Raw genomic sequence first — 12,909 nt, forward strand, 5'->3', positions numbered from 1 at the left:
AGAACGAGCCGTTGCGACCGGAGCTGGAGGCGTTCGCCCGGTCCGGCACCCCTGAGGGAACACTCGTGCGAATTGAGGCAATCAACAAAGTGCGGGACCGGATAGTTAACACCAATGTTGCCCCGTTGCTGGCCATCGAGGCCATGGCCGTCAGCCTCCTCCCCGAAAAGGATTACACCGCGTGAGAAGTATTTTCCCCACCCGTCTGGCGACGGCCGCCATCGTCCTGTCGGGGGCGCTGGCTCTGTCCGGGTGTCAGGTACTCACCCCTGGGTCCGGTGATGGGCCGCAGACAGGAGCGGAGTCGGCCCCGCCAGGCGTGGTGGGCGAGGTCCCCGCCGACCTCTCGGGCTTCTACACCCAGGAAGTGGACTGGGAACTGTGCGAGGAGACGTTCGCCTGCGCGACCGTTGAGGTGCCGCTGGATTACGGTAATCCAGCGCGTGATTCAATCGACATAGCCCTGATCCGCAGCGATGCGACGGGTGACGCTCAGGGCTCGGTGCTGGTCAATCCGGGCGGGCCCGGAGGTTCAGGGGTCAACATTGTCAGGGACGCGCTGACGTATGTGACCAGCGACCGGCTCCGGGTGGCGTACGACGTCGTCGGCTTTGACCCCCGCGGAGTGGGGGCATCCTCGGCCGTCGACTGCCAGACCGATGAGGAGCGCGAAGCCGACCGGCTGGAGTACCTGGAGCCCGGGATCTCTGACGCTGAGGCGCTCGAGAGGCTCACCGTTGAGGCCGAAGAGTTCGCCGCCCAGTGCGCCGAGCGCACTGGGGAACTACTCGGATTCGTGGATACTGACAGTGCAGCGCGCGACCTGGACATTCTGCGCGCCGCGGTCGGTGATGAGCAACTCAATTTCCTCGGCTTCTCCTACGGCACGTCTCTTGGCGCCGCCTACGCTGAGCTGTTCCCCACGAACACCGGCCGGCTGGTCCTGGACGGCGCTGTGGATCTGTCGTTGACCAATGAGGAGATCACACTGGGTCAGGCACGCGCCTTCGAGACCGCACTGGGCACCTATGTCGCTGACTGCCAGCGCACCAGCGACTGCCCGCTCCCCGCCGGGCTGGACGAAGGCGTGGCAGTCATCCAGGATCTGTTCCGCTCGGTCGAGGACAGCCCGATGACTGCCGCGGATGGCCGTCTTGTCACCATCAACACCTTCTTCTCAGGCTTTATCCTGCCGCTGTATGACAACAACAACTGGCCGTTGCTGACCAGTGCGATCGATGAGGCGCTGCAGGGCGACCCGTCGGTCATGCTTCAGCTGGCGGATCTGGCAGCTGAACGAGACCCGGATGGCAGCTATGCCACGAACGCCAGCGACGCGTTCATCGCCATCAACTGCCTCGACTACCCGATGGTCAGCGATCCTGCCCAGTTGGCCGCGGACGCCGACCGGCTCACCGAAGCCTCGCCGACCTTCGGCCCCTACCTCGCCTACGGCGGGGTGACCTGCAACGCGTGGGAATACGCCCCGGTGCTGGAGCCGGCACCGGCGTCGGCACCTGACGCGGCACCGATGGTGGTGATCGGCACCACTGGTGACCCTGCGACTCCCTATGAGTGGTCGCTGGCGCTGGCCGATCAGCTAGAGACAGCAGTCCACGTCACCTGGGACGGCGAAGGGCACACCGCCTACGGGCGGGCCGATTCCTGCATCGGAGACCTGGTGGATTCCTACTTCATCGACGGCACAGTGCCCGAGGACGGCGTCAGGTGCGACTAGCGCTCTTTTGACCTTCCGACGGCTGCTCTTATACAGTTGACGCTTGTGGATTGGGCCGCGTCGACGCGCGTTCCGTGAAGCTTCAGCCTCCTTAGCTCAGTCGGTAGAGCGTCTCACTCGTAATGAGAAGGTCGCCAGTTCGACTCTGGCAGGAGGCTCCACTATGACCGCGGAAACGCTGGGACCTCCTGGGTCTGCAGCTTGGAATCTTACTGTCGTTACCCTATGGGTTCCGCATTGCGTTCCACACCACCCGACACTATAGCGCGCTGTCCCTACACGGCCGAAAAACGAGCGTGTCTACCGGACGACCTATGCCTCGACGTCTTCGTCCCTGGTGCATGGGTTGAGTCGATCCGGCGGCATGAGTCCGCATGGCGTCCCCGTATGCCGTCACCGACGACTGACAGCCAGCAGCCCCGGTTCCCCCAAAAGGCCCGGGGCTGCTGCGATTTCGTCATTGCCTGCGAGTATTGCCCATGGCGAGGGCCGGCGGTGTCACAGGGGGGTGGACTAGCGCTACACGTGTTCGGCCCGGTAGAGGAAGGCGGCCATTGCATCACGGTTGATCGGGGCCAATGGCTTGTAGGAGCGGGTCCCGTTGCCGTTGTCCCAGCCGGTGGAAATGCCTTGATTGGAGAGCCAAGCCATCTCCCTATAAAACTGCTGCTTGGTGGACACATCCGTGAAGGGCGACTTCGCCGGGGGAACGTACTCAGCACTCGTGGCGCTGAACGTCTTCTGCCAGGTGGCGGTGGTGCCCTCGGCGAGGGAGTAGCCCTGTTTCGCCCGAGCGATGACGGTAATCAAGCCCGTCACGGTAACTGTGCCGGCGGTCGGGTACGTGCCAGCACTCCTGACGGAGCCGTTGACCAGATATTCCACATTAGGGGTCGCCGGAATGGTGTAGGTGTCTTCTGCGGTCCCGTCCTTGTCCAAGAAGGTGGGAGGCGTAGGAACCAGTTCGTTCGCGGTGAAGGTCTTCGTCCACGTGAAGGTGGCGCCGTTGGTGATCACGTAGTCGCTCATGGGCTTCGCGGTCACGGTAACACTGCCCTGAGCGCTGTGTACTCCAGAGGTCTTCACGGAGCCCCCGACCCAATACTCCACACCAGGGGTGGTTGGGATGATGTAGATGCCCCTGCCGTTGTCGAAGAAGTCGACGAATGTCACAGGCAAAGGAGTCACTTCGTATGGGGGGTGCGCATCGCTGAACCGGTGATCCCAGCCCGTGCGCGGACCTCCCGGTAAATATCCACTATGAGTCTGAGCCCGAAAATAATGGGTCTTGTCCCCTTGGCGGGGGTACCTGCCCGGGGCTAGAACCTCCTCTTCCGACTCGCCCTCTTCCCGAAACATGTAGTCCACATGGGGGGAAGAGGGTATGACGAACGCGTCCTCGGCACTGCCAGGCCGGTCCTCAATGACAACCGGATCAACGGCCGCTGTCCAATACAGCACCCTGAAATCCAGCTGAGACAAGTCGGACAGTGGAGGAGGCGGGGTCAAAGTCGGAGGTTTGGTGGAACTGACGCTGCCAGAGCGGCTATAGCTCGTTTCTGTGCCGTCCTGACCGACCACTACGACTTGGGTGAGAATGTGGTCCCCCGGGGACAACTGATCGGGCGTGACTCGAAAGGTCGCTTCGCCTCCCGGGTATATCGTGAAGAAAGGTTCTCTTGAATTAGAGTCATTTACGAGATGGACCTGGATTTCAGCAATGGGAGCATCGCCAGCAGTTTCCCACTCGAAAATGATATCTTCACCAGGTTTGACCACATCGGGACTGATACGCACGAGTCGAGACAACCCCGGAGCCTGCCCTTCCGCCTCTGGAGTGGACGCCTCGGACAAAGGCAACCGGATTGCCGCCACCATTGGTGCCGTGGCGGCAGTAATGGTTTCAGTTTCTTGCGCCGGTGCCGGGGGTAAGTTCTCGTTCGCCACAGCTGCGGTGGGGCCGCTTAAGGCAACGACGCTGGCCGTAAACACGGCGATTAGAAGCTGACGAAGGGATGTTTTCATGGGAGTCTCTGTTCTCTACTGCCCGATGGGCTTTCCCTGATGATACTAAGCTTTATGGAAATGCATCGAAGTACGAATTATCGCGCTATGTTTTCCGCATGAAGGAAGGAAGCCGCTAAATGATTGAGTTGGCACTCGGGTTTACCCGCGCGGACCACCCGGACGAAAAACAATGCTCAATAATGTAGCGTTGCTGTGTCACGTAGTAACCCAGCAGCCATCACCGAACTCGGCAGGGACAGTCCGTCCTTGAACAAGCCGGACACCCGTCAGCGACTTGGGCAATGGGGCGGGGAATACAATATCCTCACCCTTGTCCGGATTCCTCACCGTGACGAGTTTTAGGCGGGGTCGGCCGGCTTCGCGGGGGCGGCTGGGGCAGGCGGCTCAGCGGCGACAGGGTTCGCGGGGTCGGCCGGCTTCGCGGGCGTCGTCGGCATACCGAGCAGGGCCTTGATTCGCGCTTCGGCCTCAGGATCGGGCTGGGCGGCGGCGAGGTTGGCCTCGATGACGGCGCGTAGCACTTCCTCCCGCTGAATCTTCACGCCGCGGGGCGCGTCGATGCCGATCCGGATCCCTTCGCCACGGGAATCGAGCACTGTGACGACAATGTCATCCCCGATCAGGATCTGTTCCCCAATTTTGCGTGTAAGCACCAGCACCCGCTTACTCTATCCCAGCGATCGGGGGTCCTTCGGGACCGCACGCCTCATCGGCCTTTACGAGCGTAGTCGCCGCAGACACACCGCTCCTTGACATGATCCTCACAGCACCGGCGAGGTGGCCCGCCGCCCGTCCACCCAGCCCACCGGGATGCCGAGTGTGTTGACGGTCTCCGGGGAGGACGTCGTTGCCGCACCGACCACCGCGACGGCGATGACAGGCAGCTCCCGCGTCACCTCGGCCACCCACGCTGCAGTGTCCATCGGCTTGCGGCCCACGTCGACAACTATCCAGATCTGGTCGGCACCGAGCCCGGCCACCGTCGCAACGCGTCCCGCCAACTCAACATCAAGGCGTGCTCCATCCAGCCCGACGGCGGCGAACACCGGGAAGCCGCCCTCGACTCCCCCGGCCCGCAGCGCCGCTGCGACCAGCCGGTCGGTCACTGGAGCCGCCGACCCCCGCGCGCCAGCCGCGCCGGGATTGGCCGCTCGGCGCCCGTTGACCTCCCCCTCACCAACGGCCCGCACTGCCGCTCGACGATTTCTGTCGCTGACCAACTCCTCGGCCATCGAACGGGCCACCGCCAGCGGATCCGCGCCCAGCCCGACGACAACCGTCAGGTCCCCGGGTCGGGTGGCCGGTGCGGGCACCGGGACAGCAGCAGGCTGCTGCGCCACCGTCTTCGATGCCGCGTCGATGTTGAAGATGAGATCGTCCATCAACGCAGCGAAAAGGTTGGTGTCGGTGGACACCGCCGGTTCCGGCATCTTCACCGCGTGCAGGGAGGCCTCGGCGTCGTCGGCCTCGGCGAGGAGCGCTGCGATCCCCGATTCCTTCCGCTGCGGCGCAGAGGCACGCCCCACGCTGCGCCTCCCGCTGCGCGGCGGTGCGGGCGCGGCCGTAGGCACCTCGACAGTTACCTCGTAGTGCCGTTGGGCGAGGAGGCCACGGATTCCTCCGACTGTCACCAGTTCGGCGGCGGTGATCCGCGCCAGCGGTCCGTGCTCGGCGAACACCTGCGAGCGCAGTGCTTCAAGCGACGGACCCCTAAGATGAAATCTTTGCGGTTCCACGCACTACTCCCACTGTCTCAATATTCACGTTGGCACTGGTGACTTCCTGATAGGACAGGACCGGCAGCCCGCCGGATTGTGCCGAGACCAGCCGCCGGATCGCGGGGCGCAGCGCGGGAGCGCAGACCAGCACCGCGGAGTGCCCGTTGGCTTCGGCAGACGCGACGGCGTCCTTCACCGAGGTCAACACGGCATCGGTACGGGCCGCATCCAGGAGGATTTGGCTGCCCTGATCGGACGGGCGCAGGCCCTCAAGCATCGACTGTTCCAGCAGCGGGTCGATCATGATCACGCGGAGCAGGTTGCCGTCCTGGTACTGCGCGGTCAAGGCCGGACCGAGGGCGTGCCGTGCGGCTTCGATGAGTCCTTCGGGATCCGCCGACACCTTGGCCCGCAAGGTCAGGGACTCGTAGATCCGCGGGAGATCATTGATGGGGATCTGTTCGGCGAGGAGGCCCTGCAGCACGCGCTGCACTTCGGCGAGGGACAGCATCCCGGGGATCAGCTCCTCAACGGCCGAGGGGCTGACCTCGCGGACGCCGTCGGTCAGTACCCGCACGTCCTCGCGGGTCAGCAGCCGGGCGGCATTCCCGGTGATGATGGACGAAAGGTGGGTCACCAGCACCGACACCCTGTCGATCACTGTGGCCCCGGTCAACTCGGCGTTGTGCCGCAACTCGGCGGGGACCCATTTTCCAGCCAGACCAAACACTGGTTCTACAGTGGTCACCCCGGGCAGGGAGGCAAGATCCTCCCCCAGGGCGAGCACCTTCCCGCGCGGTGCCTCTCCGCGACCAGCCTCCACTCCGGCAATCCTGATCACATAGGTTGCCGGCGGGAGGTCAAGACTGTCGCGGGTGCGGACGGGTGGCACCACCACCCCCAGGTCCAGGGCAATTTTCCGGCGCAGTGCCCGGACCCGCCCCAGCAGGTCATCCGATGATCCGGTCACCACGTCCACCAGGTCCGGCGCCAACAGGATCTCGAGCGCGTGCACACGCATCTGTTCGATCAGATCCTCGGTGCTGTCGGTGCTGCTCGGGGCAGCGAGTTCGGCGGCGGCCGCGTCGTCGCTGGCGCGCTTGGCGTCGTCGTCCTTCTTGATGCGCTGGGCGATGAAGATCAGTCCGGCGCCCACCAGGACGAACGGCAGCACCGGCATACCCGGGATCAGGGCCATCACCACTGCCGCGCCGCCGGCGATGCGCAGCGCGGTGCGTGACTGGCCCAGCTGGGCCGAGGCGGTCGAGCCCATATCGGACTCGGCGTTGGACCGAGTGACGATCATGCCGGTGGAGACGGCCATCAGCAGGGCCGGGATCTGGGTGACCAGACCGTCACCGATGGTCAGGAGGCTGTAGGTGTTGACTGCGTCGCCAATGGACATGCCGCGTTGCAGCATACCGATCGCGATCCCGCCAATCACGTTGATGATGATGATGATCAGCCCGGCGATCGCGTCACCCTTCACGAACTTCGAGGCGCCATCCATCGCACCGTAAAAGTCGGCTTCGGCGGACACCTCGGCGCGGCGTTCACGTGCCTGGATGTCGGTGATCAGACCGGCGTTGAGGTCGGCGTCGATGGCCATCTGCTTACCGGGCATCGCGTCGAGGGTGAAGCGGGCGCCCACTTCGGCGACGCGCTCGGCACCCTTGGTGACCACCACGAACTGGATCACGATGAGGATCAGGAAGATCACCGCGCCGATGATCAGCGACCCGCCGACCGCCACATGCCCGAACGCTTCAATCACCTGCCCCGCATACCCGTCACCGAGGACCAGCCGGGTGGACGCGACATTGAGCCCCAGCCGGAACAGTGTCGCAACCAGCAACAGCGAAGGGAACACCGAGAAGTCCAACGGCTTCCGAACAAACATGGTGGTCAGCAGGATCACCAGGGCGAGCAGGATGTTGACGATGATCAGCACATCCAGCATGGGCGCCGGGATGGGCACCACCAGGAGCATGATGATCCCCACCACGCCGATGGGCACAAAGAGTTTAGATAGTGACCGGTTCATCAGTACGCTCCGCTGGAGGTGGAAGTGGCTACGGGAGGCAGTGTGTGGTGGCCCCGCACGGAGCCCCTGGTTTTCAGTGACATGACAAAGGCAAGGACCCGTGCGACGGCGTTGTAGTGGTCGGCGGGAATCTCCTGACCCAGCTCGCAGGCGGCGTGCAGCGCGCGGGTCAGGGGAACGTCGCGGACGAGAGGTACGCGGCGTGTTTCGGCTTCCTCACGGATTCGCGCGGCGATGAGCCCTGCACCCTTCGCGACGACGCGTGGCGCCGACTTCCCCGGCTCGTATTTGAGTGCGACGGCAAAATGGGTGGGATTGACCAGCACGACGTCGGCATCGCCGACGGCGGCGATCATCCGGTTCCTGCTCATCGCGAACTGCCGGGCGCGCCGCTGGGATTTGATCAGCGGATCGCCTTCGGAGGACTTGTTCTCGTCCTTGACCTCTTTCTTGGTCATGCGGGTCTTTTTTCGGTTCCGCCGCTGCACCACCAGAACGTCCAGTGCTGCCAGGGCCAGGCCGGCGACGACGGCGGACTGCAGCAGCGTCACTGCGCCGCCGCTGCCCGCCGCGAGCAGCGCTGAGACGGGCAGACCTCCCGATGACATGAGCACGGGTAGCAGTGACTGCACCACTAGCCACAGGACGGTTCCTACAACAGCAGTCTTGAGCAGGGCTTTGGTGCCCTGCCACAGAGCCTGCCCACCAAAGGTCCGCTTGACACCGGCGAGGATGTTGAACTGCTCAAATTTGCCGCGGAACTTCTTGAAGTTGATGCCACCCTGTATTGCAGCGGTTCCCAGGACCGCCACCACCACGACGGTCAGGAACGGAGTGAGGATGTAGGCGAGGGAGCCTAGGCCGTCCACCAGCGACCGAACGGCCAAGGCGGGTTCGGGGTTGGCAATGACGGCCCTGAAGGAAAAGACCTGGTCAGTGCCGGCGTTGGCAGCCCGCGCGATGGTGGACGGGATCATGACTGCTGCAGCACCCACACCAATCCAGGCGGTGAAGTCCTCCGATTTGGAGAGTTGTCCCTTCGAACGGACATCCTTCATCCGCTTCGGGGTGGCGTCCTCGGTTCTTTCCTCAGCACTCTCAGCCATTACCCCACCCCCATCACCAGACGGACCGCGTTGTCGACCAGGGTCGAGACAATCCGGGGCAGGGCAACAAACAGGGTGGCAGCCAGCAGGAGCGTCACCAGGATTTTCAGCGGGAACCCAAGGGCGAAGGCGTTGAGCGCTGGTGCCACCCGGGTCAGGAGCCCTAGCCCGACGTCGGCCAGGAAGAGGATGACGATCAGCGGGCCGGCGATCTGCACGGCTGCCAGGAACATGTTGGTGACCGACCCGGTGATGGCCTCGACGGGCGAAGAGAGATCGATCCCACCGCCGATAGGCAGCGCGCTGAAGGTACGTGCCAGTCCGGCAATGATCAGCTGGTATCCGTCCGAGGCGAAGAGCAGGGCAAGGGCCGTCATCTGGAAAAGCCGGGTGAACTGGGCGCCGTTCACCATGGACTGCGGGTCGAAGCCCTGGGCCAGGGAGAATCCGCCGAAGAGGTCGATCAGGCTGCCCGCCGCCTGGATGGCTGAGAACACCACCAGGACCAGGAACCCCAGCATGGCTCCGACCAGCAGTTCAAGGATCAGCGCGGTGATGTAGCCAGCAGTCCCAGGAGATTCGTAGCGGTCGGCGACCTGGGGCGAGACGGCAAGGGCCAGCCCGATGGCCAGCATTGCCTTGATCCGCGCCGGGATGGCGTTGTAGGAAAACGGCGGGGCGATCACCAGGAACGCGATCATCCGCACCCCCGCCAGCATTGTCGCCTCAATGCGGCCCTGATCCAGGACCACTTCCATTCTCAGCCGCCCATCAGAAGGCCGGGGATTTTCTCGAACATCTCCTGGGTGAAGGACACCATTTCCGAGATCATCCAGTGCCCGCAGACCAGCAGCGCAACAGCCACCGCGGCAGCCTTCGGCACGAAGGAGAGGGTGACCTCCTGGATCTGCGTGATCGACTGCAGGAGCGAGATAGCGAAGCCGACGACCAGGGCGGTAATCAGAATAGGGGCTGAGAGCTTTGCTGCAAGCCAGATGGCCTGGAGCCCAATATCGAGGACGGCGCTGGTATTCATCGGACCACCTGATAGCTGCCGATCAATGAGGTGATGATCAGCCCCCACCCATCAACGAGCACAAACAGCAGGATCTTGAACGGGAGGGAAATCATTACCGGGGGGAGCATCATCATGCCCATGGACATCAGGGCCGCGGAGACCACCAGGTCGATGACCAGGAACGGCACAAAGATCACAAACCCGATGATGAACGCTGCCCGCAGCTCCGAGATCATGAACGCCGGGATCAGGGTGGCGAGCGACACGGACGTCGGGTCCTCGGGATTCTCCAGGCCTGCAGCCCGGGTCATCAGGGCCAGATCCTCTTCCCTGGTGTTGCCGAGCATGAAGGTCCGGAGCGGGCCCGAGCCGACGTCGGCCGCTTCGCCGAGCAACAACTCGCCATTGAGGAATGGCTGGACGGCGAGGTTGTTAATCTCGGTGAGCACCGGCGCCATGATGAAGATCGATAGGAAGAGGGCCAGTCCGGCCAACACCTGGTTAGGCGGGATCGATGGCAGGGACAGTGCGTTCCTGGTCATGGCCAGCACCACGAAGATTTTGGTGAACGAGGTCATCATCAGCAGCAACGCCGGGGCCACCGACAGCAGGGTAATCCCCAACAGGGTGACGATGGCTCCGCTGGGCCCGCCGTTGACCCCATTGATCTCCACTGACAGCCCGTCGGTGTCTTCCGGTGCTACCGGATCAAGGGGGTCAGTCGGGGGCACCGGATCGATGGGGGTTGCGTACGCTGCCAGCGATGTCAGCAGCGGAATCAGACCTGCCAGCAGCACCGTCAGCGCGACGACTGCGAGGACGCCGCTCCCAGTGATGCGGGTGCCAGTGATGCGGGGGCGTGCAACTGAGACTGATGCGCGCGGGTGCGAGGACCGTCCGGTAAGGACGGAACAGTTCACCCCGTCCGTCCCTGGCGGAAGGCAGCGGCGGTCTGCTTCCAGGTCTCGGCGGACAGAATAGATCCGGCCAGCGGCGAGGCCGCGCGGCCGGTTGATGCGTGGGCAGCCCGCCGCCCGGAGCGCTTGACTTCGGCGCGGGCAACGTTGGCACGGTTGATGTTGGTCGGGCTGAAGTTGGCCGCTTCGGCCAGCACAGGAGTGCCTGCCCGACGTCGGGCGGGGCGGCTCTCCGATCCCGGCTGACCTGCAGCTGTGGCAAGGCTCAGCACGCGGGCGAACGTTGCGCCGCCGACGTCGTCAGCCCCGGCCGCGTCGCTCTCGCTGGTGAGCCCAGGTACGGAAGTGAGCCCGGGAGCGGGGCTGGTGTGGAGGACATTGACCGATTGGTCGGTCACGCCCAGCAGAAAGCGTCTGCCGTCAGCCTCGATCATGACAACCGATGCCTTGGGACTGATGCCCTGTCGGGTCACCACCGTGACCGGGTCGGCCTTGTTGCCGGTACGGTTGAACCGTGAAATCTTGCGGTGTAGATACCAGAGCAGTCCAAGCACGACGGTGAGGGACAGCAAGACCCTCAGCGCGAGGACTACGGCGTCCATCTAGAAGGATCCCTCAGCGACGTCGAGGATCCGGGTGATGCGCACGGCGTAGTCCTGATCAACCACCACCACCTCGCCGTGGGCAATTAGTCTGCCGTTGAGGAGCACGTCGGCGGGCGCACCAGCCGAACGGTCCAGTTCGATGACTCCACCGGGTTCGAGGTCAAGGACGTCGCGGACTGACATCCGGGTGCGGCCGATCTCGACGGTCATTGACATTTCCACGTTGTTGATCCGACCCAGTTTCCCTGCGGCGGTACTGCCGGCGAACTGCCCCCCGGCCGATTTGGCGGCGCCGTTGCGGACACGGATGGCGAACCACCCCTGCGGGCGTCCGTTGCCGGTAAGTTCAAACACGGTGGCTTCGGGGTCCGCGAATACAGCTGAGACATCTTCGGTGCGGATATCCCCCAGGACGCCTGCGCCGAGCACTGCAGTGGCGGCCTCGAGCGCGGGGCGGAGGATATCGGACGTGGAGACCAGGGGCGAGTCGGTGCCGGCTGCTTCTGCCGGAACGCTGCCGGCGGCCAGGATGAGCGCAACGTCAGCGGAGGTTGCCCCCACAAAGGAGCCGGAGAGTGCTGACGCGGCGAGACCTGTCGGCATCAGCTGGACGTTGCTTTTGATAGCCCGCACCGGCACAGAGGTTGGCAATAGCTCGACTAGTGCGTCAGCTGCCGCCTGGGAAGGGTTGGTGGTGATCATGTTGATTTCTCCTCGGTGTTCACAACCACGCAGACCAGCCGTGAACCGCTGACCCCCGCCGCTGCGTGGGCCAGCCAGTTGCCGTTGACCATGACGTTCAGCGGCCGGTGCTGCGGGTGGGGCAGGGACAGGACATCCCCGACGGCGAGATCAAGGATCTGACCAGGTTTGACGGTGACGGGGGCCAGCTGCAGTGCCACGTCGACCGGCACATTGGCAAGCTGGGCCTGGATGAGTTCGCTGGCGTTGTCGCCGTCGGACGCCGGGTTCGCTTCGCCGAGCTGAGGAATCAGGAGGTCGGCGGGAATGGCGACGGTGGCACGGCAGCTGCTCTCCCCCACCCGAATTTCGAATCCCGCAACGATCATCAGGTCCGCGGTGGGCGCGGCCTGAGCGAACTGGGAGTTGTAGTGAATGGCATCGACGGTCATGTGCTTGGTGAGAAGGGACCCCAGTGAGTAGTGCAGGCCCTCCAGTCCGTCATCCATGAGCCGGTGAACCAGTGCCTGCTCAATCTGCGTGAATTTGCGGTCCTGGGCTGCCGAGATGCCGTGGCCTCCGAGCATGTGATCGATCCAGTACAGGGCCGCCGACGTCGGAAACTGAATGACCGCCTTAGCTACAAGGCCTTCGATGGAGCACAGGACCATGGCGGTGGTGTGGGGCAGCGATGCGGCGTACTCGTTGTAGGACTGCATCAGTACGTGCTCAGACGTGACCTGGCAGATCACCCTGACCTTGGCGGTTAGCTGGGTTGCCCACTGCCGTGCGAACGTTTCGAAAGCCAGCTCGAGGACCCGGGAATGCTCGCGGGCCAGCGTGGTGGGCCGGCGGAAGTCATAGACATCCACCTGGCGTCCCGCTGCTGCGGGCACGCCAATTTCAAGGTGTTCCTGGACCGTCACAGCACCAACTATCGGCAGCCGCCGATGGCGCGTTAGAAGAAAGTGGTCACGGATGTGCGTCAGGCACAGCACCCACGCCCGCGCCGAACCGTGAGATACGGTGGGCCCGGAGCCTCTGGCCCCACCAC

The 12,909-nt window shown here is 64.0% G+C and carries 13 protein-coding genes, 1 tRNA gene and 1 pseudogene; 4 read left to right on the forward strand and 11 right to left on the reverse strand.

Annotated elements, in window-relative coordinates:
* The 3 genes and pseudogenes from Y703_RS21415 to Y703_RS0105710 all read left to right on the forward strand — a co-directional run.
* Nucleotides 1-185: pseudogene (locus Y703_RS21415) on the forward strand (DNA polymerase III subunit delta'); the annotation flags it as partial.
* Nucleotides 182-1,738, forward strand: a complete 1,557-nt coding sequence (locus Y703_RS0105705; RefSeq protein ID WP_026551942.1) for an alpha/beta hydrolase — start codon at nt 182-184, stop codon at nt 1,736-1,738. The pseudogene Y703_RS21415 and the gene Y703_RS0105705, both read left to right, overlap by 4 nt.
* A gap of 85 nt (nt 1,739-1,823) precedes the next feature.
* Nucleotides 1,824-1,899: transfer RNA gene (locus Y703_RS0105710), tRNA-Thr, on the forward strand.
* A 358-nt stretch (nt 1,900-2,257) separates the two neighbouring features.
* Here the strand turns inward: Y703_RS0105710 and Y703_RS22920 are convergent.
* The gene (locus Y703_RS22920; protein WP_026551943.1) at nt 2,258-3,763 is read right to left on the reverse strand and encodes an S-layer homology domain-containing protein; all 1,506 of its coding nucleotides are present in this window, start codon (nt 3,761-3,763) and stop codon (nt 2,258-2,260) included.
* Between the two features lie 195 nt (nt 3,764-3,958).
* Here Y703_RS22920 and Y703_RS22320 point away from each other — a divergent pair, with 195 nt between their 5' ends.
* On the forward strand, nt 3,959-4,108 hold the full coding sequence (locus tag Y703_RS22320) for a hypothetical protein (protein WP_162148866.1): 150 nt from the start codon (nt 3,959-3,961) through the stop codon (nt 4,106-4,108).
* On the opposite strand, the gene Y703_RS18205 is transcribed toward Y703_RS22320, so the two are convergent.
* The 10 genes from Y703_RS18205 to Y703_RS0105765 form a co-directional block, all read right to left on the reverse strand.
* Nucleotides 4,105-4,425 (reverse strand): carbon storage regulator, encoded by a 321-nt coding sequence (locus tag Y703_RS18205; RefSeq protein WP_081743410.1) that lies wholly within the window; start codon nt 4,423-4,425, stop codon nt 4,105-4,107. The genes Y703_RS22320 and Y703_RS18205 overlap by 4 nt on opposite strands.
* A 102-nt stretch (nt 4,426-4,527) precedes the next feature.
* Nucleotides 4,528-5,502 carry a hypothetical protein gene (locus Y703_RS0105725; protein WP_155849422.1) on the reverse strand — a complete coding sequence of 325 codons (975 nt, stop codon included), beginning with the start codon at nt 5,500-5,502 and terminating at the stop codon, nt 4,528-4,530.
* Nucleotides 5,477-7,528, reverse strand: a complete 2,052-nt coding sequence (locus tag Y703_RS0105730) for a flagellar biosynthesis protein FlhA (RefSeq protein ID WP_026551945.1) — start codon at nt 7,526-7,528, stop codon at nt 5,477-5,479. The genes Y703_RS0105725 and Y703_RS0105730 overlap by 26 nt, the downstream gene beginning before the upstream one ends.
* Nucleotides 7,528-8,634 (reverse strand): EscU/YscU/HrcU family type III secretion system export apparatus switch protein, encoded by a 1,107-nt coding sequence (locus Y703_RS0105735; protein ID WP_026551946.1) that lies wholly within the window; start codon nt 8,632-8,634, stop codon nt 7,528-7,530. The genes Y703_RS0105730 and Y703_RS0105735 overlap by 1 nt, the downstream gene beginning before the upstream one ends.
* Entirely contained in the window at nt 8,634-9,392 is a 759-nt protein-coding gene (gene fliR, locus Y703_RS0105740; protein WP_026551947.1) for a flagellar biosynthetic protein FliR, read from the reverse strand. The genes Y703_RS0105735 and fliR overlap by 1 nt, the downstream gene beginning before the upstream one ends.
* A 2-nt stretch (nt 9,393-9,394) precedes the next feature.
* Entirely contained in the window at nt 9,395-9,670 is a 276-nt protein-coding gene (gene fliQ, locus Y703_RS0105745) for a flagellar biosynthesis protein FliQ (protein WP_026551948.1), read from the reverse strand.
* The gene (fliP, locus tag Y703_RS0105750) at nt 9,667-10,425 is read right to left on the reverse strand and encodes a flagellar type III secretion system pore protein FliP (RefSeq protein ID WP_253907951.1); all 759 of its coding nucleotides are present in this window, start codon (nt 10,423-10,425) and stop codon (nt 9,667-9,669) included. The genes fliQ and fliP overlap by 4 nt, the downstream gene beginning before the upstream one ends.
* Before the next feature lie 143 nt (nt 10,426-10,568).
* On the reverse strand, nt 10,569-11,171 hold the full coding sequence (locus Y703_RS20735) for a FliO/MopB family protein (RefSeq protein WP_051427340.1): 603 nt from the start codon (nt 11,169-11,171) through the stop codon (nt 10,569-10,571).
* Complete coding sequence (gene fliN / locus Y703_RS0105760) at nt 11,172-11,876, reverse strand: flagellar motor switch protein FliN (RefSeq protein WP_035764001.1); 705 nt, start codon at nt 11,874-11,876, stop codon at nt 11,172-11,174.
* Nucleotides 11,873-12,853, reverse strand: coding sequence for a flagellar motor switch protein FliM (locus Y703_RS0105765; RefSeq protein WP_253907952.1), 981 nt, complete (start codon nt 12,851-12,853; stop codon nt 11,873-11,875). The genes fliN and Y703_RS0105765 overlap by 4 nt, the downstream gene beginning before the upstream one ends.
* Nucleotides 12,854-12,909 lie beyond the last annotated feature (56 nt).

It is taken from the genome of Arthrobacter sp. H20, assembly GCF_000520515.1.
Lineage (GTDB): Bacteria > Actinomycetota > Actinomycetes > Actinomycetales > Micrococcaceae > Arthrobacter_D.